The 25044-nt window shown below is 61.4% G+C and carries 19 protein-coding genes; 11 read left to right on the top strand and 8 right to left on the bottom strand.

Annotated features, from left to right (window positions below):
- The first annotated feature begins 116 nt into the window (after positions 1-116).
- Both R3E82_03095 and R3E82_03090 read left to right on the top strand, forming a co-directional pair.
- Positions 117-1589: an acetyl-CoA acetyltransferase gene (locus tag R3E82_03095; GenBank protein ID MEZ5549856.1), complete on the top strand. Its 1473-nt coding sequence runs from the start codon at positions 117-119 to the stop codon at positions 1587-1589.
- A 13-nt stretch (positions 1590-1602) separates the two neighbouring features.
- The gene (locus R3E82_03090) at positions 1603-2028 is read left to right on the top strand and encodes an RDD family protein (protein ID MEZ5549855.1); all 426 of its coding nucleotides are present in this window, start codon (positions 1603-1605) and stop codon (positions 2026-2028) included.
- 34 nt (positions 2029-2062) lie between these two features.
- Here R3E82_03090 and lptG read toward each other — a convergent pair whose 3' ends face one another.
- A complete protein-coding gene (gene lptG / locus R3E82_03085; protein MEZ5549854.1) occupies positions 2063-3127 on the bottom strand; it encodes an LPS export ABC transporter permease LptG in 1065 nt (354 codons plus the stop codon).
- Between the two features lie 63 nt (positions 3128-3190).
- Positions 3191-4270 (bottom strand): LPS export ABC transporter permease LptF, encoded by a 1080-nt coding sequence (gene lptF, locus R3E82_03080; GenBank protein ID MEZ5549853.1) that lies wholly within the window; start codon positions 4268-4270, stop codon positions 3191-3193.
- Positions 4271-4341: 71 nt separating this feature from the next.
- Here lptF and R3E82_03075 point away from each other — a divergent pair, with 71 nt between their 5' ends.
- The 4 genes from R3E82_03075 (at position 4342) to R3E82_03060 (ending at position 9639) form a co-directional block, all read left to right on the top strand.
- A complete protein-coding gene (locus tag R3E82_03075; protein ID MEZ5549852.1) occupies positions 4342-5814 on the top strand; it encodes a leucyl aminopeptidase in 1473 nt (490 codons plus the stop codon).
- On the top strand, positions 5811-6242 hold the full coding sequence (locus R3E82_03070; protein ID MEZ5549851.1) for a DNA polymerase III subunit chi: 432 nt from the start codon (positions 5811-5813) through the stop codon (positions 6240-6242). Before R3E82_03075 ends, R3E82_03070 begins: the two co-directional genes overlap by 4 nt.
- Before the next feature lie 74 nt (positions 6243-6316).
- Positions 6317-6835 carry a hypothetical protein gene (locus R3E82_03065; GenBank protein MEZ5549850.1) on the top strand — a complete coding sequence of 173 codons (519 nt, stop codon included), beginning with the start codon at positions 6317-6319 and terminating at the stop codon, positions 6833-6835.
- 26 nt (positions 6836-6861) lie between these two features.
- A complete protein-coding gene (locus R3E82_03060; GenBank protein ID MEZ5549849.1) occupies positions 6862-9639 on the top strand; it encodes a valine--tRNA ligase in 2778 nt (925 codons plus the stop codon).
- Positions 9640-9663: 24 nt separating this feature from the next.
- Here the strand turns inward: R3E82_03060 and R3E82_03055 are convergent, their stop codons facing one another.
- The 3 genes from R3E82_03055 to hisH are packed head-to-tail and all read right to left on the bottom strand — an operon-like array spanning position 9664 to position 12137.
- Positions 9664-10635 (bottom strand): NAD(P)H-quinone oxidoreductase, encoded by a 972-nt coding sequence (locus tag R3E82_03055; protein MEZ5549848.1) that lies wholly within the window; start codon positions 10633-10635, stop codon positions 9664-9666.
- 57 nt (positions 10636-10692) lie between these two features.
- Positions 10693-11472, bottom strand: coding sequence for an imidazole glycerol phosphate synthase subunit HisF (gene hisF / locus R3E82_03050; GenBank protein MEZ5549847.1), 780 nt, complete (start codon positions 11470-11472; stop codon positions 10693-10695).
- Positions 11466-12137 (bottom strand): imidazole glycerol phosphate synthase subunit HisH, encoded by a 672-nt coding sequence (hisH, locus tag R3E82_03045; protein ID MEZ5549846.1) that lies wholly within the window; start codon positions 12135-12137, stop codon positions 11466-11468. Before hisH ends, hisF begins: the two co-directional genes overlap by 7 nt.
- Positions 12138-12281: 144 nt before the next feature.
- Between hisH and hemH the strand changes: the two genes are divergently transcribed.
- On the top strand, positions 12282-13319 hold the full coding sequence (gene hemH / locus R3E82_03040; GenBank protein MEZ5549845.1) for a ferrochelatase: 1038 nt from the start codon (positions 12282-12284) through the stop codon (positions 13317-13319).
- On the opposite strand, the gene R3E82_03035 is transcribed toward hemH, so the two are convergent.
- Both R3E82_03035 and R3E82_03030 read right to left on the bottom strand, forming a co-directional pair.
- Complete coding sequence (locus R3E82_03035; protein ID MEZ5549844.1) at positions 13306-14223, bottom strand: glutathione S-transferase family protein; 918 nt, start codon at positions 14221-14223, stop codon at positions 13306-13308. The two genes, hemH and R3E82_03035, sit on opposite strands and share 14 nt — an antisense overlap.
- Positions 14224-14310: 87 nt before the next feature.
- The gene (locus R3E82_03030) at positions 14311-15165 is read right to left on the bottom strand and encodes a LysR family transcriptional regulator (protein ID MEZ5549843.1); all 855 of its coding nucleotides are present in this window, start codon (positions 15163-15165) and stop codon (positions 14311-14313) included.
- Positions 15166-15253: 88 nt separating this feature from the next.
- Between R3E82_03030 and R3E82_03025 the strand changes: the two genes are divergently transcribed.
- Positions 15254-15994 carry a TSUP family transporter gene (locus tag R3E82_03025; protein ID MEZ5549842.1) on the top strand — a complete coding sequence of 247 codons (741 nt, stop codon included), beginning with the start codon at positions 15254-15256 and terminating at the stop codon, positions 15992-15994.
- A gap of 228 nt (positions 15995-16222) precedes the next feature.
- On the opposite strand, the gene R3E82_03020 is transcribed toward R3E82_03025, so the two are convergent.
- On the bottom strand, positions 16223-21088 hold the full coding sequence (locus R3E82_03020; protein ID MEZ5549841.1) for a biotin carboxylase N-terminal domain-containing protein: 4866 nt from the start codon (positions 21086-21088) through the stop codon (positions 16223-16225).
- A 312-nt stretch (positions 21089-21400) separates the two neighbouring features.
- Here R3E82_03020 and moaB point away from each other — a divergent pair, with 312 nt between their 5' ends.
- From moaB to R3E82_03005, 3 genes are all read left to right on the top strand, one after another.
- Complete coding sequence (gene moaB / locus R3E82_03015) at positions 21401-21913, top strand: molybdenum cofactor biosynthesis protein B (protein ID MEZ5549840.1); 513 nt, start codon at positions 21401-21403, stop codon at positions 21911-21913.
- 10 nt (positions 21914-21923) lie between these two features.
- A complete protein-coding gene (locus tag R3E82_03010; protein MEZ5549839.1) occupies positions 21924-23078 on the top strand; it encodes a thiolase family protein in 1155 nt (384 codons plus the stop codon).
- A gap of 85 nt (positions 23079-23163) precedes the next feature.
- Positions 23164-25023, top strand: a complete 1860-nt coding sequence (locus tag R3E82_03005; protein ID MEZ5549838.1) for a beta-ketoacyl synthase — start codon at positions 23164-23166, stop codon at positions 25021-25023.
- The last annotated feature ends 21 nt before the right edge of the window (positions 25024-25044 follow it).

Raw genomic sequence — 25044 nt, 5'->3', positions numbered from 1 at the left:
ATCAGTTTAATGAACACCGGTGTCCCCCATTAACGATGAAGAGCCCAGGCTGAACCGGCCTGAACACCGCGACCGTCGGGTGGGCCGAGCCAACAGATCCAGGAATCAGAAACACCATGAATGAAGTTCCCGTTCTTGTCGGCGTTGCGCAACTCGACCAGCGTTGCGACGATCCCCTTGCCGCCAGAGAACCGCTGACGCTGATGATTGACGCCCTGCGGGCGGCGGCGGAAGACGCGCACTGCCCGGAACTGCCATCCGCTGCGAGTTCCATCCGGGTGGTCCGGGGTATCTGGCCCTATAAGAACCCGGCAAAGGTCATCGGCGCCGCGCTGGGCAACAGCAGCGCTGAGAACTGCCTCACCCCGTTCGGCGGCAACTTCGTGCAGACCGCCCTGAATCAGGCTGCACTGGATATCCAGGCCGGACGCCACGACATCGTGCTGATCACCGGGGCCGAATGCGGCAATACCCAGGCCAGAGCGCGCCGCGCCGGGCTCGATCTGCGCAGTGCGCTGAACTGGCAGGAGGCGCCCGGCAGACCCGATCGGATGCTCGGCGAAGACCTGGTCATGGCGCACGCACGGGAGCTGGCCCTTGGCATCCGCATGCCGATCCAGGTCTACCCCATGTTCGAAAACGCCCTGCGTCATCACCTGGGCGAATCCCTGGACACGCACCTGAAGCGGGTGTCCGAACTCTGGGCCGGTTTTTCAGCGGTCGCCGCACAGAATCCCCATGCCTGGATCCGGGAAGCCTGCAGCGCCGAGGAAATCCGCACGCTCTCAGAACGTAACCGTCCGGTGTCTTTCCCTTATCCGAAACTCATGAACTCGAACAGCAATGTCGACCAGGCCGCCGCGCTGATTCTCTGCTCGGAATCCCGGGCGACCACCCTGGGGATACCCCGGGACAAATGGATCTATCCCTGGTCAGGCAGCGATGCGCACGATCACTACTTCGTCTCCAACCGGGACAATTTCTACTCCTCCCCCGCCATCCGGCTGGCCGGCGCCCGGGCACTGGAACTGGCCGGTGTCGAAGTCAGCGGGCTCGACCTGGTCGACGTCTACAGCTGCTTTCCTGTGGCTGTGCAGGTGGCGGCCCGGGAAATCGGTCTGGATCAGCAAAAGCCCCTGACCGTGACCGGCGGTTTGACTTTTGCAGGCGGTCCGCTCAACAACTATGTGATGCACTCCATCGCCACCATGGCAGAACTGCTCCGCGCAGCCCCTTCGAAAAAAGGTCTGATCACTGCAAATGGCGGTTATCTGACCAAACATGCCTTCGGTGTGTACAGCTGCGACAGGCCCGAGAAGCCTTTCGCGCATGCAAATGTGCAGGCCGAGGTGGACGCCACGCCGCGCCGGGAGGTGGTGGACACCCATGCGGGATCCGCTGAAGTGGAGAGCTACACCGTGATGTTCGGAGCGAGCGGACCACAGATCGGCCACATCAGCGCCCTGCTGCCCGATGGCCGGCGCGCCTGGGCGAACTGCACGGATCAGGAAACGCTGCAGGCGATGACCGTGGAGGAATTCTGTGGCCGCCGGGTCAGGCTGGACGGTGACATCGCAACCTTTGCGTAGTGGACTGCAGCCCGTGTCGCCCGTCGAGAAACCCGCCGGCCTGCTGCGACGCATTGGTGCGATGGTGTACGACGCACTCATTATTCTCGCCGTGTGGATGTTCACCCTTTTCCCCGTTGTCGCCTTACGCAACGACGTGGTGGTGGGACCCGGCATCCAGAGTCTGCTCTTCATCGAGTTGTTTGGCTTTTTCGCCTACTTCTGGCTGATGAAAGGACAGACCATCGGCATGCTGGCCTGGCACCTGAAACTGGAGACTCTGGATGGCGGACCGCTGCGCCCCAGGGCGGCGATCCTCCGTTTCCTGGGCGCCCTGCTGTCTTTCGCGACCTGTGGTGTCGGCTATCTGTGGATTTATATCGATCCCGCCCATCGCAGCTGGTCGGATCTGTTCTCGGGCACCATCACGGTGCACGCGCGCCCGGAGCACGCGCGCTGAAAGCACGCGCGCTGAAAGCACGCGTGTCAGGCGATCAGGCAACCCGCCTCAGTCCCCAGGCTCCCAGCAACCAGCAGACGATGATCGGAATCAGCACCGCCAGGACCGGCGGCAGGTCGTAGACCATGCTCATCGGCGCAAACAAATCCTGCAGATACTTGAAGCCCAGGCCCACAAAAATGCCCACCGACAGCCGCACCCCCATGTTCACTTCCCTTAAGGGTCCGAGCACAAAGCCCAGCGCCAGCAGGGCGAGTCCGAGTACCGCCAGCGGCTGGAGCACTTTGCTCCAGTAGGCGAGCTGATAAGGCGCCGGCTGCAGACCTTCTCTGGTCATGTAATCCACCTGAGCATTCAGGTCTGCAAGTGACAGCTGCCGCGGATCCACCAGCACCCGGATGCTCAGTACACCGGGATCCACCTGCCCGTCCCAGCGCAGGCTGTCGTGATGCTCGACACGGATCGCTGCATCGCCAAATCGACTGATGTCCACATCTTCGAGCTGCCAGTGTGGATCATCGCCGCCGCGGTAGGAGGCCCGTGCCGCGGCCACCGCAGTCTGCAGACTCCGATCCGTGCCGTACCAGTACTGATTGATACCTACCAGCTCACCATCGCTGCCGAGTCCCAGCACTCTCATCATCATGTTGCCCTCGCGATACCAGTAGGCGCGGGAGAGTTTCAGCACCTCCACGTCACTCACCGCACGCAGCTTGAAAAGCTCGGCCCGCTCTTCCGCCCGGGGTGCCACCCACTCGCCCAGACTGAAACCGAGTCCGAAAATCAGCACCACCGGCATCGCCACACTGCCGAAGATGCGCCCGGGGGATACCCCGTTCGCACGCAGCACCACGATCTGGGAACTTGAAGCCAGATTACCAAGGCCGATCAGTGCGCCCAGAAAGGCGACATAGGGGAGCACTTCGTAGATTCTTCTCGGCGTGGTCAGGAGCACATACTGGAGCGCATCCAACAGCGTGTACCCGGCTTCGTTTTCGCCAAGTTCCTCGAGCAGAGCGAACAGTGTGATGAGGCCGAGAAAGGCGAGTAGAACCAGTACCACCGCACCCAGCACGGCAGATCCTATGTATCTGTCCATCAGTTTCGGCTGGAAGCTCAGTTGCATGATTTCAACGGCCGTTCATGAGATTCAATTGCAGACTCAATGCCTGGCCGGCAGTCCGGAGCGGTGCAGCGTGAACAGTCCCAGCGCCAGAAAGCCGAGGTGCACGAGCCAGAATCCACCCGCCGCCGGCCACCAGCCTTCGATCAGGGCGTTCTGATTGAGCACCAGCAGCACGTAGTAGCCCACGAACACCGCAAATCCCGGCAGCAGTCGTGCAAACCTGCCCTGCCTCGGTTTCACTCGCGCCAGCCCGACACCCAGCAGCGATGTCACAAGCACCAGCAGGGGCAGCGCAATCCGCCAGTGCAGCTCGGCTGCAACCTCCGGTTCGGTGCGCCGCTCGAGCAGTTCTGTGGTCGGCAGGGCCTGCATATCGATACGTGACAGCACCGGTTCTTCAGGCACCAGGCGCTGTGACAGCTCCTTGAAATCGAGCACCTGGTAGTCGCTCGTACCGATGACTCCCCACTGGCGGGTTCCGTTCTTCATGAGCAGATAGCGAGTGCCGGAATTGGGGTCCACATACTGACGCCCTTCCTCCGCCCGCACCGTGACGATTCGAGGGTCCTCGCGGCTGTACTCGACGAGGAAGACCTCTTTGAGCAATTGTCGATCTTCACTGAGTGACTCGGCATAGGTCACCCGTTTACCACGCTGGAAATCATGAAACACGCCCGGGCTGACGGCCCGGAACTCCTGGCTGGATCGCTCCGCCAGCATGAACTCAGACAGGGCGAGAATGTTTGCAGGCTTCTGCAGCAAGCTGAAATAGCCGACGATGACTGCCACGATCACGATGGGAATGGTCAACCACCCGAGCACTCGACCGGGACTGGCACCACCCACCTGCAGCGCGGAAAACTCCTGTTCAGCATAGAGTCGACCCAGGGTGATCAGCAGCGCCAGAAAGAGGGAAAAGGGCAGCACCAGTTCCAGAAAGCCCGGCAATCGCAGCCACAGAATCGTCAGCACACTGGCCGCAGAGTATTTTCCCAGCGCCGCATCCTGCAGGTAACCGATGAAGCGAGCGCCCACAGTGACGGTGAAAAGGATCACCATGACCACGACAAATACCGCCATCAGTTCACGCGCCACGTACCGCGCGGCCACCGCCATATGCCAGGTCCTTGAATTTAAATTAGAATTGCGCGCCTGAACGAAGCAATCCAAGGCACGATGAATCCATTATGAAGTATTCGACCAAGACCGGCACCCTGAGCGAACTGCGCACCGATGTTCTGATCGCGAGTCGTAAGACGGCGGAAAGCACCGCCCGAGCGCTGGGGTCCCGGGAGCTGCTGACCGCCGCAATTACCGATTTCAAGGACAAGCCTGGCGAAGTCCTGCTGGTCAATCTGCCTGCAAAGTCCGGCGTCCGACGGCTGCTGATCGCGGGCGGTACGGACGGCACCCTCTCTGAGACAGATTTCCGGAAAGCGCTCCGCACTACCGCTGAACGCTTGAAAACACTCCCGGCAAAGAACGCGCTCTGGGCACTCACCCTGGCCCGGGTCACCGGCAAGGATGCCTACTGGAAGGCCAGCACCGCGCTCACCGCCCTCTCCACCGCCCTCTATGCCTTCGATCTGCACAAGAGTAAACCCGCCGAGACACCGGCGACGACAATCACCCGTGTCGACTTTCACGCGGATGGCCGCTCGAAGAGCCAGATCAGCCGGGCAGTGCGCCATGGCCAGGCGGCAAAGAGCGGACTCGACTGGGCCCGGGACCTGGGTAATCAGCCGCCCAACATCTGTGATCCGGGCTTTCTGCTGAAAGAGTCGCGCAAGCTGGCGAAGGATCCCGCAGTCACCGTTTCCGCACTGGATGAGAAACGCATGACCGAACTGGGCATGGGTGCTTTCCTCTCGGTCAGCCGGGGCAGCGACAAGCCCGGGAAAATGATCATCATTCAGTATCGTGGCGCGAAGAAAGCCAAGGATGCCCCCATCGTGCTCGTCGGCAAGGGCATCACTTTCGATACCGGCGGCATCAGCCTCAAGCCGGGTGCGGCGATGGATGAGATGAAGTTCGATATGTGTGGTGCCGCCAGCGTACTCGGCGCGACCCGGGCAGTTATCGAAGCCAGGCTGCCCATAAATCTGGTGACCATCGTAGCGGCTGCGGAAAACATGCCCAGTGGCCGGGCGACGCGGCCCGGTGACATCGTCTCAACTCACTCGGGCAAAACGGTGGAAATCCTCAACACCGACGCGGAAGGCCGCCTGGTGTTGTGTGATGCTTTAAGTTACGCCGCTGAACGCTTCAAGCCGAAAGTGATCATCGATGTGGCCACCCTCACCGGCGCCATCATCGTTGCGCTAGGTGCCCAGGCCTCCGGTCTGTTCAGCAGCGACGACGCGCTGGCCCAGGACCTCCTCGCGGCCGGCGAATTCAGCGGCGATCGGGCCTGGCGAATGCCCGTATGGGAGGAATATCAGCCGAGCCTGAAGAGTCCCTTCGCCGATGTGGCCAACATCGGTACCGGTGGTGCAGGCTCGGTACTCGCCGCCTGTTTTCTCGCGCGCTTTGTCGAAAAGCAGCGCTGGGCCCATCTCGATGTCGCCGGCACGGCCTTCCAGGGAGGCACGACAAAAGGCGCCACTGGCCGGCCGGTAAGTCTGCTGTTCCGCTATCTGGTCGATCAGGCAGGCGGATGACACGGGTCGATTTCTACATTCTCAAGGACGTGGAAATCACTGCCATGCAGCGTTTCGCCTGTCGGCTGGCCTGCAAGGCGGTCGACAGCGGACAGCAGGTGGTCGTGCACGCGGCAGACGAAAAGAGCGCCCGGGCATTCGATGCGCTGCTGTGGGAGTATCCCGAACAGCGCTTTCTGCCCCACGGCATCGAACGTTCGCCCGAGGCCGAAGGCGCACCGCTGGTGGTGTCCTGGGGCGAACCGAGACGCTACGATGGGGTACTGATCAATCTCGCGCCTGCTGTACCGGATTTTTTCGGGCGCTTCGAGCGGGTGGCAGAGATTGTCGTTGGCAGCAGCCGGGACGCAGGTAGGGCCCGTTATCAGTTCTACCGGGACAGAGGCTTTCCGCTCTATCACCACGAACTCGACGACTGGGAAGGCTAGGGAGCCTCTGATTAAGTATCAACGCCTCAGCGCTGCTCGCAGACGTCCCGCACTCACGGACAGTCGATGATCGCATGAAGAAGAAACCCGCCCCATCCGGTGACTCGAAGAATGCGCTGCTCGGCGATCTGGAGTCGATCCGCACCCTGCTCGATGAAGAAGCCCGGGCAGAGCAGGATGCAGCCGACGTGCCGCTGCTCGACGACGTGGTGGAAGGCGCGATGCGACTGACCGAGCCACCCCTGGAAGCAGGAATGATCTTCGATCCCGATGCTCCGGGCGGCCTCGACGACGAGCTCTTTGAAGCACTTCTGGGAGAAGGCTGGAAACAGTCCGCCGAACGCATTCTCGATCAGACGCGGGCCACAATCGAAGCGCATCGGACCGACTGGACACCGGAGGACACGGACGAACTCAACCAGGCGCTCAAGGTGCGCATCGACGCCGCTTTGCGGAAATGGCTGCGACGGCTGGTGCTCGCACACATAGACGAATTGCGCGCCGAACTGCTCGAGGCTGCCGGAGCTGCGCTGGAAAATGAAGTAACACGCCGCCTGCAGAAGGGCCGGCAAGCAAAAACAAAGAACGCCTAGATCAGAAGAGGTAGAAGCGGTTGAAGATGGACAGCAGTTTTGATCCACACAGCATCGAGCAGGCACTCTACCGGGAATGGGAAGACGCCGGCTATTTCGCGCCTCGGGGAGACGGTGACGGTTACTGCATAGTCATTCCGCCACCGAATGTCACCGGCAGCCTGCATATGGGACATGCGTTTCAGCATACCCTCATGGATGCACTGATCCGCTACCACCGCATGAAGGGCGACCGCACCCTCTGGCAGATGGGCACCGACCATGCGGGCATCTCCACTCAGATGCTGGTCGAACGCCAGCTCAACGCGCGGCAGATCAGCCGGCATGAGATCGGCAGAGAAGCCTTTACGGAGAAGGTCTGGGAATGGAAGCGCGAGTCCGGCGGCACCATCTCCGAGCAGTTGCGGCGCATGGGCTCCTCACTGGACTGGTCGCGTGACCGCTTCACCCTCGATGAAGGATTTTCCAGGGCCGTGCTCGAGGTTTTCGTGCGGCTGCACGAAGAAGGCCTCATCTATCGCGGCAAGCGGCTGGTGAACTGGGATCCCGAGCTGCGCACCGCCATCTCCGATCTGGAAGTGGTCAGCAGCGAAGAGGACGGCAGCCTCTGGCACTTCCGCTATCCGCTGGCCGCCGGGCTGAAAAGCAGCACGGGGCTGGATTATCTGGTGGTCGCCACGACACGGCCTGAGACCATGCTCGGTGACACGGCAGTCGCCGTGCATCCGCAGGACGAGCGCTTCAGTCATCTGGTCGGTGGCAGCGTGCGGCTGCCTCTGGCAGATCGGCAGATCCCAATCATCGCCGATGACTATGTCGACCGGGAGTTCGGCAGCGGCTGTGTGAAGATCACTCCGGCCCATGACTTCAATGACAACGACATTGGCGCCCGGCACGGACTGCCGTTGATCAATCTGTTCACCGAAGACGCACGTCTGAATGATGAAGTACCGGCCGCCTACCGGGGCCTGGATCGCTTCGAGGCCCGCAAACGGATCGTCGCCGATCTCGAAGCGCTCGGACTGCTGGACAGGATCGAACCGCACAAGCTCATGGTACCCCGGGGAGATCGCTCGGACGCGGTGATCGAACCCCTGCTCACAGATCAGTGGTTCGTGAAGATTTCCCCGCTGGCGGAACCTGCCATGGCGGCAGTAAAGAACGGCGACATCGAGTTCATCCCGAAGCAGTATGAAAACGTCTATTTCTCCTGGATGAACAACATCCAGGACTGGTGCATTTCCCGCCAGCAGTGGTGGGGGCATCGGATTCCCGCCTGGTACGACGCCGCCGGCAACATCTATGTAGGGCGCAGCGAAACCGAGGTCCGCAGCCGACACACCCTGGACACCGGGGTTGTGCTCACCCGGGATCCGGACGTGCTGGAAACCTGGTTCTCTTCATCGTTGTGGACTTTCGGCACCCTCGGCTGGCCTGAGAACACCGAAGATCTCGCGCGCTATCACCCCACCGACGTGCTGGTTACCGGCCACGACATCATTTTCTTCTGGGTCGCCCGGATGATCATGATGACCCTGAAGTTCACCGGCCAGGTGCCTTTCCGGCAGGTATATATTCACGGCCTGGTACGGGACGCCGAAGGTCAGAAGATGTCCAAGACTCGAGGCAATGGTCTCGATCCACTGGATCTCATCGACGGTATCTCCCTGGAGGATCTGCTCGAAAAAAGAACCGCCAACCTGACTCAACCCCAGATGAAACCCCGAATCGAGAAAGCCACCCGCCGGGACTTTCCCGAAGGTATCCCTTCGTTCGGAACGGACGCGCTGCGCTTCACCTTCTGCGCTCTCGCCAGTACCGGTCGGGATGTGCGCTTCGATCTGAATCGAGTCGAAGGCTACCGGAATTTCTGCAACAAACTGTGGAACGCGGCGAAATTCGTGTTACAGAACTGTGAGGAAGTGGATCTCAAGGGGCCGCAGGAGCTGAGCATGGCGGATCGGTGGATTCTGTCGAAGACGGCCACCCTGCTGCAGACCTGCGAGCTGGCCATTTCGACCTATCGTTTCGATCTTTATGCGGGCGCGCTCTACGACTTCATCTGGCACGAGTACTGCGACTGGTATCTGGAACTCACCAAGCCGCTGCTGTGGGACGAAGCGGCGGATGCAGCCGCCCTGCGTGGTACCCAATACACCCTGCTCCGGGTGCTCGAAGCACTGCTGCGCACTACCCATCCCGTCATGCCTTTCATCACGGAATCGATATGGCGTGCCAGTGCACCGCTGCTGGAGATCACCGGCCCCACGATCATGCTGCAGCCATTTCCGCAGACGGCGGACTTTCCTGCCGACTCAGAGGCGGAGGCAGCCATCGAGTGGCTGAAGCAGGTGATCGTCGGCATTCGCAACATCCGCGGAGAAGCCAACATCAAACCCAGCACCGAGATCGAAGTTCTGCTGCAGAACGGCGATGCCCAGGACCGGACCCTGGCCCTGGCAACCGACGGACTGCTCAAACGGATGGCGAAAATCAGCAGGATCCGCTGGCTCGACGCTGCGGATACCGCTCCTCCAAACGCCCTGGCGGTAGCTGGAGATCTGAAGATCATGGTGCCCCTGGCGGGACTCATCGATGTGGCTGCTGAAAAGGCTCGCATTGGCAAGGAGATCGAGCGCAAGCGTGCGGAACTGCGGCGCCTCGAAGGAAAACTGGCCAACGCAAGCTTTGTGGCCAAGGCGCCTGCCGCCGTGGTGGACGCGGAACGTGTTAAGGCTGCCGATGCAGCCAGCACCCTGGTCCTGCTGGAGACTCAGCTCAAAGGTCTCGACGAACTGGCCTGAGCGCGGGACCCGCCCGGGCGGGTCTCAGGTCGGGATACTGAGCACCACCTTGCCGAAGGTGGCGTCACTCGCCACCAGGGCGTGGGCACGTTCAACATCCTCGATGGGCATCACGGTTTCGATGATGGGCCGGATCGCACCACTGGCGAACGCAGGCCACACCTCTTCCAGCAGCCGATCCATGATCGCCGCCTTGGCCGCTACCGGACGCGCCCGCAGCGTCGAACCGATGACCTTCAGCCGCTTCATCATCAGCGCACCCAGGTTGATGTCGGTCTTGAGTCCGCCCATCAGACCGATGAGCACAAGCCGCCCCTGCAGCCCGAGGCAGGCGACGTTATCCGGGAAGTAGGCCGCACCCACCGGATCGAGAATCACGTCCACACCGGTATCTGCCCAGGCCTTCACCGCATCGGTGAAAGTGCCGCCGCTGTGTCGATTCCAGCCACCAGCCGCGCCGAGGGCGACACAGCGGCTGATCTTGTCATCGCTGCCCGCAGTCACAAAACAGGGATTGCCCGACTCGCGGCACAGCTGAATGGCGGCAGTACCAACGCCGCTTGCGCCCGCGTGGAGAACGACGCGCTCGCCTTTTTCCAGTCCGGCTTCCATATAAAGATTCAGGAAAGCCGTAGCAAAAACCTCCGGTATGGCAGCCGCCTGGTGCATGTCCAGGCCCGCCGGTATCGGCAGAACCTGCCCCGCCGGCACCACCACTTCCTGGGCATAGCCGCCACCCGCAAGCAGAGCGCACACTCTGTCGCCTACCCGCACGCGGTTGACCCCGTCGCCGATCTCGATGACTTCCCCCGCACACTCGAGACCGAGTATGTCGGACGCCCCCGGTGGTGGCGGATAGCCCCCCGTGCGCTGCACCAGGTCCGCCCGGTTGATGGCGCTGGCCTGCACCGCGATACGAACCTGGCCAGTGCCGATCGCCGGCGCCGGTGCCTCCGCCCAGCGCAGCCGATCACCGTCTGTAAGAATGGCTTTCACTGATTTCCCCCCTGTCCGTCGGTCCCGCCCTGCTTCGGCGCGTCGGATCTGTTATTGCTACCAGGACATCCGCATTTTCACACCGCGATCGTGCAGGTAATGTTTCAGACCGCTGACCCGATAGTCACCGTAGTGAACCATGGACGCCACCAGCGCGGCATCCGCCTTACCTTCGGTGAGGACGTCATACAGATGCTCGGGAAGTCCCGCCCCGCCGGAGGCGATGACCGGAATGCGCACGGCTTCTGCCAGCATCGCCGTGAGAGTCAGCTCGTAGCCGCCGCGGGTTCCGTCCGCGTCGATGGAATTGACCACCAGCTCGCCAGCCCCGAGCTGCTCACCTTCCAGCGCCCAGGCCAGTGCATCGAGCGGAGTCGGCGTGCGGCCGCCGTTGATCACGATCTGATAACCACTGGGGAACTGTGCCCGCTCTGCAGTCGCCACAATGTCCATGGACAGCACGATGTTCTGGGTGCCGATGGCGTCCGCGCACTCCGCGATCAGGGCTGGTCTCTGCACCGCGGCAGAATTCACATTGATCTTCTCTGCCCCGGCAAGCCGCAGGTCCGTGGCATCCGCAACCGTGCGCACGCCCCCGCCGACCGACAGGGGGATGAAGACTTCGGCCGCCACCGCTTCCACCACATCGAGCATGATGTTGCGACGATCGCTGGAGGCCGTGATGTCGTAAAATACCAGTTCATCGAGACCATCCAGATAGTAGGCGCGCGCCTTCTCCACCGGATCCCCGATGTCTTTCGTATCCACGAACTTCACGCTCTTGGCCAGCCTGCCATCCCGCACGTCCAGGCAGGCGATCAGCCGTTTGCTCAGCATGATCGAGCCACCTTCGGCGAAGCATCCTCAGCCATGTCCTCGTGCCCGTCCCACTGGGCGAATCGGCTCAGCAGCTGCAGGCCCACCCGACCGCTTTTTTCCGGGTGAAACTGGGTAGCGAAGTAGTTCTTCTCGCCCACGGCAGAAGCAAACTCGATCTCGTAATCGGTCACAGCAAAGGTCAGCGAGGCGACCGCAGGAACCGGGTAGTAGCCGTGCACGAAATAGAACTCATCGCCGGGCACGATGTCCTGGAGCAGGGGATGGGGTCGGACCACCCGCACCTCATTCCAGCCCATATGCGGAATCTTCAGGTCGCGGCGTTCGAAACTGAAACGTCGAACCCGGCCAGGGAGCAGACCGAGCGTGTGCTGATCGTTCTCCTCCGAATGATCGAAGGAAATCTGCAGGCCCAGACAGATACCCAGCACAGGTCGCCCTGAGGCCAGTACATCTTTCAACGCCTGATCGAGACCGGTGCGCAGCAGCGATTTCATGGCACTGCCCGCCGCACCGACACCTGGAAAGATGACCCGATCGGCATCCCGCACCGCAGTCGCGTCCGCGCTGATGCAGGCATCGAGACCGACTTCGGCACACGCACGCTGCACGCTGCGCAGATTGCCCGCATCGTAGTCGATGATGATGGCGCGCGCCGCACTCATGATTGCCACATGACTTACCGAAGGAGCGCGGATACTATCCCAACACCTTCTCACCTACAAAACTGACCTGGCGGGCAGACCTTTCGAGACAGGCTGGCTGTCACAATCATCAATCCATCCTATCGAAGAGGAGCTGCACTGCTCGTGACTCGAGGCATTCTGCTGGTCAATCTGGGTACACCGGCATCGACTGAAACCAGGGATGTTCGCAAATACCTCGCGGAGTTTCTGATGGACCCCCATGTGGTGGATCTGCCCTGGCCGCTGCGTGCGCTGCTGGTCTACGGTGCGATCCTGCCGCGACGGCCAGGCCGCAGCGCGGCCGCCTACCGCAGTATCTGGGACGCCGCAGGACCTGGCACGGGATCCCCGCTCAAACATTTCAGCCAGGGGCTGCGGCACGCCCTTGAACAGCGTACCGACATGCCCTGCGAACTGGCCATGCGCTACGGCGAACCCGCGCTGGACTCTGCACTCCAGGCGCTGGCTGCGAAAGGCGTGACCCGCACCCTGCTGGTCCCACTGTATCCCCAGCATGCAGCATCCACCCGTACCACGACCATCGAGGCGACGCGCCGCCAGCTGCCTTCCGGTATGACACTGGAAATTCTGCCGCCTTTCTTCAACCACCCGGACTACATCCAGGCCCAGGCCGATCTCATCAGGCGTCATCTGCCGGCGGAATGGGACCATCTGCTGCTCTCCTACCACGGGCTGCCCGAGCGACACCTGACCCGGGCAGATCCCACCGGCGCGCACTGTCTGAAGACCGCCGATTGCTGTGAACGGCCATCCGTCGCTCATGCCACCTGCTATCGGCATCAGGTCCGACGCACATCAGATGCGCTGATCAGTGCCATCGGCCTGGACGCGAGCCGGGTCACCACCAGTTTTCAGTCACGCCTCGGCCGCGCCGCCTGGCTGACCCCCTACACGGACGCCACTCTGCAAGCACTGGCGGGCCAGGGTGTGCGGAAACTGGTGGTGGCCTGCCCTGCCTTCGTCGCGGACAATCTGGAAACCCTCGAAGAGATCGGCATCGCCGGTCGCGAGCAGTTCCTGGCAGCCGGTGGTGAGTCCTTCACCCTGGTGCCCTGCCTCAACGACGACGAAGCCTGGATCAGCGCACTGAGCGCCTGGTGTCTGGACCGGCCCGAAGCGGTCGCCCTCAGGCAGGATTGATCTCGAATCCGCTGACCGGGAAATGCACCATGATCTCACCGGCCGCCGGATCCTCTCTCCCGATCACGATCTCGTGTGCCGACAACCCGAGCAGTCGACCGCTCACCGGGATCCGGCCGTAGTCCACCGGCGCCACCGTGACAGGATCACCCGGCTTCAGATCCGGCCGCTCGACTGAATCCAGTTCCGGCAGCACCGGAGTGCTGCTGCGACCATGCTGCAATGCTTCGGCGGTGGTCATCCCGCTCGAACGCCCGTGGCCGAAGGCCGCCATGCGCTGCATCCAGGCGTCCACTGCGCCGAACGGCCGGATCAGAGCGGCGTTCAGCGGATTGTTATTGAGAAACCACAGGCAGTGATACACGGAGAAATCCGCAATGCTGGGTGCTTCGCCGAAAAGGAAGGGTTCCGCTCGCAGCGACGAGTCGAGCTCCACCAGCGCTTCGGTCAGGGCACCCGCAGCCGCACTCACCGGAAGTGCCGCGATCGCCCGGCCGCCGCTGAGTTCTGCCCGGTCCCGCTGAAATGCGGCGACCTGCTCGGCACTGAGCCTGCCGAACAGCAGTGCGGCCGCCTCGGGGCGGAAATTCATGGTCACCGCAATCTGAAACAGGGTCGTGTCCGCCCATTCCGCAGTACGGGTGGCAGCAAAGCCCGCTGTATACAGCGACCAGTCGTCTGCCGATCGCGCCAGCGCCCGGCCGATGATGCGGGAATCACAATAGACGTTCGCATCGATCTGCAGCACGGGCGTCTTGCGATAACCGCCGGTCAGCGGCATGAGATCCGGCCGCGGCATCACATTGGAGATGATCACCGAACGCCAGTCGAGATCGTGATAGCCGAGCAGGAGGCGGACCTTTTCCGAGAAAAGGGATTCAGGGTAGTGATGCAGGATGATCATCGTTACTTCAGGCTCCGTTGGAAGGTGATGGGGTCCGCAGTCGGTACTGATCGCACCAGCGCATGGTGATCGATTCGGACCGAAAAATCAGATCAGCCGCACCAGTCGCGAAGCAATCCGATAGAAATTCTGCACCAGCGGCTGGGAGAACATGGATTTCCGGGCGACGAAACGCACCGGACGGTTGACTCCGGCATCCCGCAGATCGATCCACGAGGATTCCTTCACACCCAGGGTGCGCGCGACACCGGCCGGTACCAGACCATGTCCGAAACCGGCCAGCGCCATCTGGGCCACCGCAAAAAAAGATTCGAGCGAGACCTGGCGGTTGAGGTTGAGCCTTCGCATATCGTCTTCGATGGACTGCCAGGCGCCGGAGCGGGATTCGATGGTGATCACATCCAGCGGTTCACCAATGCGGTATTCGAGCGGTGTGAGTTCTGCGGGCAGGATGACCATGGGCTCGAGCCGGATGACCTCGCTCTGCAGATCCGTATCCGAATCGGGTGAGCCGGTGCAGATCCCCACCATGTATTCACCCGAGCGGAGCCGGTCGAGAACCACCGGCGATCGCTGGGCGTGCACCGTAAACTCCACTTCGGGCATTTCCTTGTGCACGTCCGCAAACAGCCGCGGGCCCCAGCTGCACAAAATGGCTTCCGAGACACCGACGATGATCTTGCCTTTGCGCAGCGCATTGTCTTCGAGAAACACACTGCGCAGTTCCGAGATCAGTGGCGTGACCTTTTCCACCAGGCGGGTGCCGTGGTGGGAGAGCACCACCCGGCGTCCGTCCCGTTCGATGAGGGCGCGATCGTAGTAGCGCTCCAGCGCGGCGATCCGCTTGCTCACCGCGGACTGGGACACCTTCAGCTGGGTGGCGGTTTCCATCATGGTGCCCGTCTTCGACAGCATCACCAGGGTTTCTAGGTTTTCGATCATGGCCAATTAATCATTTCCAACAACGACAGGATCATATTCCAATCATTCGCTTTTTTCATGATATGGCCCCCAGGCATCCTGCTTCGCCATGACACTCACCCTGACTCTGCTGCTGCTGGTCTCCGTGCTGGCCACCAGCGCCATCTCCGGCGTGCTCGGCATGGCCGGTGGCATGATCCTGATGGCCATTCTGGTGTCTACGGTCTCGGTCTCCGCTGCCATGCTCATTCACGGCGCGGTGCAGGCGACCTCCAACGGCTCCCGGGCCTGGTTCCTGCGCAGCCACATCCAGTGGCACATCCTGCCTGCTTACTGCCTGGGTGCCGCCGTCGCCTTTGGCGGCTTCAGCGCCCTGACCCTGGTACCGGATACCGGCATCGTACTCATCGCCATCGGACTGTTTCCCTGGCTGGCCAGAGTGCTGCCAAAACTCCGCGGCCTGGATGTCTGCCACAAACCCACCGCCGTCGTCTGCGGCCTGGTAGTAACCGCGGCCCAGCTTCTCGCCGGTGCCTCCGGTCCGCTGCTGGACGTGTTCTATCTCAACGCCCGATTGAATCGCTTCGAGATCATCGCCAGTAAGGCCTTCACCCAGACCCTGGGCCATCTGCTGAAGCTGGTGTACTACGGACTGATCATCGGTGTCACCGAGGACATCGCGGTGGCCTTCTACGCAACCGCCATGGCGGTTGCCGTGGTCGGCACCCGTCTCGGCACCCGGCTGCTGGAACACTGGGACGATGCCCGGTTCCGGACGGTGAGTGGTCGCATCATTCTGGTGATTGCGACGGTCTGCCTGGTCAAGGGCGTGCTGGATCTGCTTCAGTAGTCCCGATCCGAAGTCGAGTCCAGACTTGCTCAGTGAGGCATTGGAAAGTGCGTGCGTTCGATTCGAGTGATCTGATGTCAGTCAGGCGCCCGTGAGGCGGATACACGAGAGCCGCGCGCTCCAGCGCCGGGAGATATCAGCCGCGCAGAGCGGCTTCAGTCGCCATCGGAGGAGATACAGGGAGAGTACCGGTCACGAACACCGCAGGCTCTCGCCGGCAGACCCCGCCTAGACCGGCTTCACCACAAACAGCAGATCCCCCGCATTCACCTGCTGCCCCGTCGCCATGTTGATGCGGGTGATCTCGTACTCCTTTTCGCTGTCGTAGAGAACCACCTCGCCATTGAAATCCGCCAGCTTCAGCGGAGTGAAGATCTTCATGGCTTCGAGCTGGGCGATGGTGTCACCGACTTTGACCTTGTCACCGACATTCACGTATTCCGGCTCGGTTGGTGTCGGGGTGGTGTAAAAAATCGCGGTCGCAGGTGAGAGCACCTTCAGTTCCTCACTGTCGGCGATCTGAATCGCTTCCACCCCGATGGCGCCATGCACCTTACCGGCAGACGCCTCGATATCCCGAATCAGTTCCTGGGCGTCCAGGCGGGCGAGCAGCTTCGGCAGGTAGTCCGTGTCATAAACTCCATCCCGGAATACCGAATCCGTCAGCACCCGCTTGAGCAGCGCAATGTTGGTGCTGATGCCTTCGATCCGGACCCGATCGAGATAACTGCGCAGTTTTTCGATGGCGCTGATGCGATCGGCAGCGTGAACGATGACCTGAGCCACCATGCTGTCGTAGAAGGGCGAAACAAACTTGCCCCGGGAGACCGCGGCGATGATTTCCACACCCTCTTCTTCCGGGAAGTCACAGACTGTGACCGCGCCAGGCTGAGGGCGGAAAACCAGTCCTTTCTTGGTCATTTCCACCCGTTCGGCATTCACCCGGGCTTCGATGGCATAGCCGTTGCGCGCCGGTTCGAGATGAGCGATGGAGGCACCGGAGGCGATGCGGAACTGTTCCGCCACGATGTCCACTCCGGATACCCACTCGGTCACCGGATGTTCGACCTGCAGACGGGTGTTCATCTCCATGAAGTACACCGCGTCGGCGTGCAGGTCATAAATGAACTCCACGGTACCGGCGCCCACATAGGCTACTTCGTCTGCCAGGGCACTGGTGTAGGCAAACACGGCTTCCCGCAGCCGGTCAGGCAGCATCGTGGAATCCGACTCTTCGAAGACTTTCTGCTTGTCCCGCTGGACACTGCAGTCGCGTAAGCCCAGTACCCGGGTGTTGCCATGGGTGTCACGCAGCAGCTGAACTTCAATGTGCCGCAGAGAAGTGACGTAGCGCTCCAGGTAGACGTCGCCATTGCCGAAGGCCGCACGCGCCTCCACCGTGACCCGGGCAAACAGTTCACGGAAATCTTCTGCGGCATGCACCACCTGAATGCCTTTCCCGCCGCCGCCGTGCACAGCCTTGATCAGCACCGGGAAGCCGATCTCTTCCGCCACCGCAGCTGCGGCTTCCACATCGGTGAGAATGCCGTGACTGCCGGGCACCACCGGAACCTTGAGACGCAGCGCCGTATTGATTGCGTTGGACTTGTTGCCCATGGTTTCCATCGACGAAACCGGTGGTCCGATGAAGTTGATGCCGTGACTGCGGCACAGTTCCGCAAACTGGGCATTTTCTGAGAGGAAGCCGATACCTGGGTGGAGTGAATCTACCCGCTCCTGTTCCGCAACCCGCACCACACTCATGGCATTAAGATAACTTTCATCCGGCGTGTTGCCGCCAATACAGACGAGCCGATCCCTCGGCAGCAGCTGATCGACACAGGCGGACTCCATATCCGGATCCGACTGCACCAGCACCACCTCGATATCCTGCTGCTGGGCAATCCGGATGAGCTTGGCCGCTGTGCAGCCCCGGGCGTGTATCAGCGTGCGGCGCACAGGCCGTATCAGATCCCTATCCGTGTAGCGCGGCTGATGTGCGACAACCACCGGCCCTTCGTTGCTCAACACGCCTGCCACCACCCGCTCGACCACATCGGTCACAGTTTCTTCGGGCACCGGAATGTCCGGATCAATCGACTTCAGCGCATCGTCGAGTTCCGGGTGAAAGGGGTGCTTCACCAGACCCTGCATGGCACCCGGTACCGAGGACAGGTAATTGGAGAGAATGGAGTTCAGCGGCAGATAACTGGGCACCACGATCTGTCCCGCGAAGGGCATCACCGTGCCGCTGAGATAGTAAGTCTGTACCAGTGGGTGAGTGACGAAGCTGGCCTGGGCGCCACCTGTGCAATCCCCATAACCGAACACGATCACCGGCAGGTCATGATCCCGCACGAAGCGGGTGATCCGATCGTTCACCGCAGCCATGGAAAACAGCGCGCCGGCGCCTTCCTTGGTCTGCATGCCGCCGGAAGAAATGAAGCAGATTACCGGCAGATGCTGCTGGGCACATTCCACGAGCAGCTTGCAGAATTTTACGGCGCTGGCCATATCGAAGGAGCCGGCCTGGAAGTCGACGTTGGAGACGATCACCCCGGCCCTGACCTTTTTCGTGGGGCCCTTGAAGGTCGCGATACCCGACACGATCCCGCAGGGTGGAACATTCTTTGCCAGCGCCTGTTCGATCGACACCCGGAATCCGGGAAAGCCCCGCGGATCCGAGCTGAGCAGATCACCGTAATACTCCTGGAAGTCCTCGAAAAAAGTATCGATGAAGTGCTGATAGCCGGTGAGGCGCTGGTTCTTGGAGTCCCGCAGCACGTTCTGCAGCAGCAGGTCCTTGTAGGCCATGTTCAGCCTGTTCCAGAAGTCCTTGCGGCGACCGATGTTGCGCGGCGCGATCTTGCCCTGGTACGCCTTGCCATCCCGTTCGGATTGCACGAACGAAAGCAGCAGGTGGTCGAACAGATGGGTGACCACCACAAACAGCGCATCGGAAAGATGGGGGAAGGCGACCTTCTTCCACTCTTCCACCGCGCGGAAGAAGTTGGCCTGTTTGGGCATCCGCTGTACCCGCAGATACCAGTTGATCATCTGTTCGCGCAGTCGCGCCTGACGGGTCTTCAGATCCGCATTGTCATGGGTGCTCATGGTCACCCCGGCGGCTGCGAAGCCCAGCGTGCTGTCGATCAGCTCAGACAGTGAACGCTTCGACAGGCTCTGCCCCACCTGGGCTTCTTCGGCGATGCGGTCGAGATTGGCAATGATCTGATCGTAAACGGAGTCAAACAGCAGCAGGTTTTCACACTCGGAGATGAAATCCGCGCGCAGGTCTTCTTCGAGCAGGATGTCCAGCACAGTCAGCTCACTGAACGGCACCGTTCCTCTGTCCGTCTGGGGTGCTGCGATCAGCCCTTCGAAGCGTGTACTGAGCAGACGCCGGTTGGCGACGATGGTGGATGCTTCCGCGCGGGGTTCCACATTGCCGCTTCCCTCGTCCAGAGACGGGCCGATGATGGCGAGATTGAGTTCCACGGTAAGCTGGGAAACGAGGTACTGATCGGACTTCTCCGACAGATTCGTGGAAGTCAGCAGCTTCTTGCCTTCGTGGGAAAAACTCTGTCGCAATTTCGGCAGCAGATCCGCACCCTGGCTGCGCAATGCCTTGATCAGTGAACGGGAATTACTGATGTCTGACACCCGGAGAATCTGCCGCACCTCTTCGGGCCGTTCGAGCAGATCCTTCAGAGCACGAAGATTGCCGACAGAGTCCGACTTCCAGCGGTTGTAGAGAAACACACCCACCACAGACAGCACAGCAGAACGGGCATCCGCATAGTTCTTGCGGGGTTCGCCGAACAGCAGCTGGGCGATGCGTCCGCGCTCATCGTGTACGGCCTGCTTCTTTTCGGTGTAATTCTTCCAGGCTTTCGACAGCGCATCGTCATAGACCACCCGGTCAGGATCCTGGAGCCACTTGAGAAAGGTCATGCGCCTTTCCAGATCGGCCCGTTTGTCGAGCTCGCCCTTGGGCAGTTCCTGATTGGAAAGGCGCCCGTACTGCTTGGTGCTGGTGGCCTTGATACGCTGCCTGACCCGCAGATAACGCAGGTAGCGATAGGCAACCCCGAACACGTTCAGATACTCCGTGGGGTTGCGCGTGATGCGCATCGAGGCTTTGGTCTGTACCTGCTGCAGGCTCTCCGAGGGATTCAGATAACGCTGCAGGCTCTGCCGGTAGTGGTCCAGAATGTAGGGATTACGGGCAACAAACTCCTTTGTGCTGTCTTCCACCCGCATCAGCCCGGCCACGATTGCCTTGCGCAGATTGTCCACACTGGCATCACCGGGGGCATAGTCGATCACCCCGTCGATATTGCCCTGCACGAACAGCTCGTAGGCAGACAGCCCCACGTATTTCGCACATTCCTGCCAGGACAGATTCAGGCGCCGCGCGATGCTCGCGAGGCCGCGCGGCTGGATGGTGCTGAAGACGCTGTCCCGCACCGCCAGGATCATGTTGCTCGCCGCCAGCGGAATTGCTCCGCCAGAGTAACCGAGACCAAACACCACACCAACGTTGGGTACATCCACATTGCTGGCTTCGGCAATCAGCCGGGAGATACTGTGCGCCTGATTATTGCGGTTGGCCTCTTCCTTCGGATCTGCACCGGGCGTATCCATCAGGGTGACGATGGGGATGCGCCGCTGTGAACAGTTGCGGATGCGCTCGGCGGCCAGCAGATGGTGCTTGGGGCCCCACTCCCCATTGCGTACCGAGCGATCCTGGGCAATGAACTGCACCAGGCGCGGCTCGCCGTCGAATTCCATCTCCACACTCGCCGCGAAGAACGGGCCTTCGGACTGCTCTTCGACGACCTGCCCGAGCTGGCGGATCACTTCGGGGGTTGCCGGGCGCCCCGGATCTTCGGCACGCGCAACCACTTCTTCGATATAGGAGTCGACATCGAGGCGATTGAGATGCTCCTGACGACGGAAAATCTCCCGCCGGCCGAGGCAACCCGGTAAAGCCGCATCGCCACCCGTGCTGGGGAACAGCGAGAAATCCTGCGCAAGGCTCTCGGCGATCAGATAGAGCCGGTCGCCTTCCTGTATCTGCTTATTATTCACGGCTTCTTTTTCACGGCTTGATAATCACGTGTGGTTGATCACAGCTTGTCTTTCGCGGCTGCCAATGACAGCTTATTCACGGCTGTAACAAAGGTATAGAATTGGCCGGTACTCTAGCCAGTTGCGGGATTGAAGGCAAACTGACAAAAAGACTCGTAACTTAAAGAAAACATTGAATTTTATTCTCGCTCTCAGATCCGCGTATCGGATCGGGACAGGGTCCGGGTGAACGCCCGGGCAGGCGTCCGGGAAAACGGCTGCCCATGACCGGACATATTCTCAACCCACTCCCATCGGCAATAAGAAAACACTATGAGCAGACCCGACACGCTGAATTGCACCGTTCTGACCATCTCAGACACCCGTACCCCTGCAGAAGACACATCCGGAGCGCTGCTTGCCGAACTGCTGCAGGCTGACGGCCATCATCTCAGTGCCCGGGAACTGGTGAAGGACAACATTTATGAGATCCGCAGGGTGGTATCCCAGTGGATCGCCGACCCCGGGATCAGGGTAATCATCACCACCGGCGGTACCGGCTTCACCGGCCGTGACAGCACACCCGAAGCCCTGCTGCCCCTGTTCGACAAAACCATCGACGGCTTCGGGGAGCTTTTCCGGCAGATCTCCTATGACGACATCGGCGCATCGACCATCCAGTCACGCTGTGTCGGCGGACTTGCCAACGCGACGCTCATCTTCGCTCTGCCCGGTTCCAGCAATGCCGTGCGTACCGGCTGGGAAAAGATCCTCAGGCTGCAGCTGAACATCAATACCCGACCCTGCAACTTTATCGAACTGATTCCGCGTCTGAACGAACGCTGAGGAGCCAAGCATAGTGACCGTCTACATACTCGATGCCGCACGCACACCGATCGGAGCCTTTCAGGGAGCGCTGTCTGCGCTCAGCGCTCCTGAACTTGGCGCACACGCAGTCAGTGCGCTGCTTGCACGATCCGGATTTCCTGCGGATCGGGTCGATGAAGTGATCCTCGGCAACGTCATCAGCGCCGGGCTCAAACAGGCACCCGCCCGACAGGCGATGCGCATTGCCGGACTCCCGGACAGTTGTGCCGCTCTCACCGTGAACAAGGTCTGTGGCTCAGGCATGAAGGCAACCATGCTTGCCTGCGATCTGATCAATGCGGGGAGCGCCGGCACCATCATCAGTGGCGGTATGGAGAGCATGACCAACGCTCCCTACCTCCTGCCGAAGGCCCGTGGTGGTCAGCGCATGGGACACGGTCAGGTTCTGGATTCCATGTTTCTCGACGGTCTCGAAGATGCCGAAACAGGTGCTGCCATGGGCGCCTTCGCCCAGGCTACGGCGGACGATCACCAGCTCACCCGGGAAAGTATGGACGCGTACGCGATCGAGTCGCTGAAGCGGGCACGAACCGCCATCGAGGAGGGCCTGCTGCACTCGGAAATCGAGCCGATCAGCATCGGTGAGGTTCAGATCCGCGACGACGAACAACCCGGTCGAGCAAAGATCGAACGTATTCCGACCCTGCGACCCGCATTCAAAGCGGACGGCACCATCACCGCGGCCAACTCGAGTTCGATTTCAGACGGCGCGTCAGCCCTCCTGCTGTGTTCGGAAACCGCTGCTGAGGGTCACCAGCCCCTGGCTCGAATCGTCGGCCATGCGACCCACTCCAGACATCCTAGCGAGTTCACGATCGCCCCTGTCGGTGCCATCTCGAAGCTGCTGGAGCGTATCGGCTGGGATGTGGCGGATGTGGATCTGTTCGAGATCAATGAAGCCTTCGCCATGGTTACCATGCTCGCAATCAGCGAACTGAAACTGGATCCTGCCAGGGTCAATGTCTGTGGCGGTGCCTGCGCGCAGGGTCATCCGATCGGCTCCACCGGCAGCCGGCTCATTGTCACCCTCGCACATGCGCTGCACCGGCTCGGCAAACGCCGGGGTGTCGCCGCCCTGTGCATCGGCGGTGGCGAAGCGACAGCCATCGCCATCGAACGATGAGCCGTGCCAGCGCCGGACCGCGGTGGCACAAGCCTGAGGCTGTGCCTACAATGCGGCGGCTCAACCGGCTAAGGATCATCGAAGTTTGAAAAGACTGCCCGTCATCGTGGGTTTCGGAGGCATCAATCCGGCTGGCAGGGTGTCTTTTCATCATGCCTACCGCCGCATGGTAGTGGACGCCCTGGGTGCCACCGATCGCAGCCGTACCTACGCCAGCCTCGGCACATTGATGGGGTTGAGCGACACCGACCTGCCCCGGACCCGCTCCTACATCAATGACCACACACTGATCCGGCGTATCGAGTTGTGGGATCCAGACCAGGTACTCGTGCACTGCGCCACCCGTCTGAATTCCCAGGATGCGGAAGCGCCACAGCGATTTCTTGTCAGCAAGCGCCAGCTGCCAGAGCACATACCCGCACACTGGACCGTTGAATCGGTGGACGAAAAAGTCGCGAAAGTGACGGTGGCTGGTGAACTCGAGGTCATGCTGCCGGATCTGCGCAGGTCCCGGGTCACCAGCGCGGGGCAACTGCCGACTGGCTTCGAACCGGGCCAGCGCTATCCTTCGCGTAATCATCCCAGGGGCCTGCAGTTGACCGTGTTTGGCGCATCCGACGCGTTGCGCTCAACCGGCATCGATGTCACCGATCTCAAGAATGCCGTCCATCCGGATGAAATCGCCGTCTACTCGGGCAGCGCGATGGGCCAGCTCGACAACGATGGCTACGGCGGCCTGTTCCAGAATTCTCTGCTCGGCCGCAGACCGACTTCGAAGAACGTAGCGCTGGGTCTGAACGAGATGCCGGGTGATTTCATCAACGCCTATGTGCTGGGATCCACCGGCGGCGCTGCGGGCATCATCGGGGCCTGCGCAACCTTTCTCTACAACGTGCGCCATGGCATCGAAGACATCATGGCCGGGCGCAAACGCATCGTGATCGTCGGCAATTCAGAAGCCCCGGTAGTGCCCGAAGTCATCGAAGGCTACCGGATGATGGGGGCGCTGGCGGAGGATGAGCAACTCATGGCGCTCGATGGCAGCGAGCGCGCCGACAACCGCCGGGCCTGCCGGCCTTTCTCGAGCAACGCAGGATTCACCGTGGCCGAATCCGCCGTCTATACCGTGATCATGGACGATGCACTCGCCCTCGAGCTCGGCGCACGGGTACTCGGATCTGTCGCCGGTGTGTTCGTGAACGCCGATGGCTATAAGAAATCCATCCCCGGCCCCGGCATCGGCAACTATCTGACCGTCGGCAAGGCACTGGGGCTGGCGCGGGCGATCCTCGGCGAAGCCGGCGTGCGCAGGGCGACACACATGCAGGCCCACGGTACCGGGACACCCCAGAACCGGGTCACCGAATCACACATCCTCAACGAGATGGCGAAACTGCATGGCATCGAGCGCTGGCCGGTCGCCGCCATCAAGGCCTACGTCGGCCATTCCATGGCCCCTGCCGGTGGCGATCAGCTCGCCGCGGTACTGGGCACCTGGGCCCACGATCTGCTGCCGGGCATCACCACCATCGATCACATCGCCGAGGACGTGCACGACTCGAATCTGCTGCTGCCCCTGCAACATGTGGAACTCGAACCCGGCACACAGCAGGCGGCATTCATCAACTCCAAAGGTTTCGGCGGCAACAACGCAACCGGCCTTTTCCTTGCACCCGGGCTCACCGAGCGCATGCTCAGCCGACGCTTCGGGGAAAAGGCCATGCTCGCCTACCGGCGACGCCACGAAGCGGTGGCGGCTGCCGCCAGCGACTATGACCGGCGCGCCGACAGCGGCGAGATAGCGCCCATCTATCGGTTCGGCGAAGGGGTGCTCGAAGGTGAGGATCTGACCATCGGGTTGAATGAAATCGGGATACCCGGTTTCGCCAGGCCGGTCCGCACGGATCTCGACAATCCCTGGCCGGATATGGGCGGGAGCGACTGACCGGCGGCCTCTCCGACCGGC

This window comes from Pseudomonadales bacterium, assembly GCA_041395945.1.
In the GTDB taxonomy this organism is placed as follows: Bacteria; Pseudomonadota; Gammaproteobacteria; order Pseudomonadales; family Azotimanducaceae; genus SZUA-309.
Note: the sequence above shows the minus strand (reverse complement) of the source record. Positions and strands in the feature narration are given on the sequence as shown.

What these genes read in the sequence shown, in the direction of transcription:
- R3E82_03095 (MEZ5549856.1), top strand. Translation starts at nt 117, where the DNA reads ATGAATGAAGTTCCCGTTCTTGTCGGCGTTGCGCAACTCGACCAGCGT.
- lptG (MEZ5549854.1), bottom strand. Translation starts at nt 3,127, where the DNA reads ATGGACAGATACATAGGATCTGCCGTGCTGGGTGCGGTGGTACTGGTT.
- lptF (MEZ5549853.1), bottom strand. Translation starts at nt 4,270, where the DNA reads ATGGCGGTGGCCGCGCGGTACGTGGCGCGTGAACTGATGGCGGTATTT.
- R3E82_03075 (MEZ5549852.1), top strand. Translation starts at nt 4,342, where the DNA reads ATGAAGTATTCGACCAAGACCGGCACCCTGAGCGAACTGCGCACCGAT.
- R3E82_03070 (MEZ5549851.1), top strand. Translation starts at nt 5,811, where the DNA reads ATGACACGGGTCGATTTCTACATTCTCAAGGACGTGGAAATCACTGCC.
- R3E82_03065 (MEZ5549850.1), top strand. Translation starts at nt 6,317, where the DNA reads ATGAAGAAGAAACCCGCCCCATCCGGTGACTCGAAGAATGCGCTGCTC.
- R3E82_03060 (MEZ5549849.1), top strand. Translation starts at nt 6,862, where the DNA reads ATGGACAGCAGTTTTGATCCACACAGCATCGAGCAGGCACTCTACCGG.
- hisF (MEZ5549847.1), bottom strand. Translation starts at nt 11,472, where the DNA reads ATGCTGAGCAAACGGCTGATCGCCTGCCTGGACGTGCGGGATGGCAGG.
- hisH (MEZ5549846.1), bottom strand. Translation starts at nt 12,137, where the DNA reads ATGAGTGCGGCGCGCGCCATCATCATCGACTACGATGCGGGCAATCTG.
- R3E82_03035 (MEZ5549844.1), bottom strand. Translation starts at nt 14,223, where the DNA reads ATGATCATCCTGCATCACTACCCTGAATCCCTTTTCTCGGAAAAGGTC.
- R3E82_03030 (MEZ5549843.1), bottom strand. Translation starts at nt 15,165, where the DNA reads ATGATCGAAAACCTAGAAACCCTGGTGATGCTGTCGAAGACGGGCACC.
- R3E82_03025 (MEZ5549842.1), top strand. Translation starts at nt 15,254, where the DNA reads ATGACACTCACCCTGACTCTGCTGCTGCTGGTCTCCGTGCTGGCCACC.
- moaB (MEZ5549840.1), top strand. Translation starts at nt 21,401, where the DNA reads ATGAGCAGACCCGACACGCTGAATTGCACCGTTCTGACCATCTCAGAC.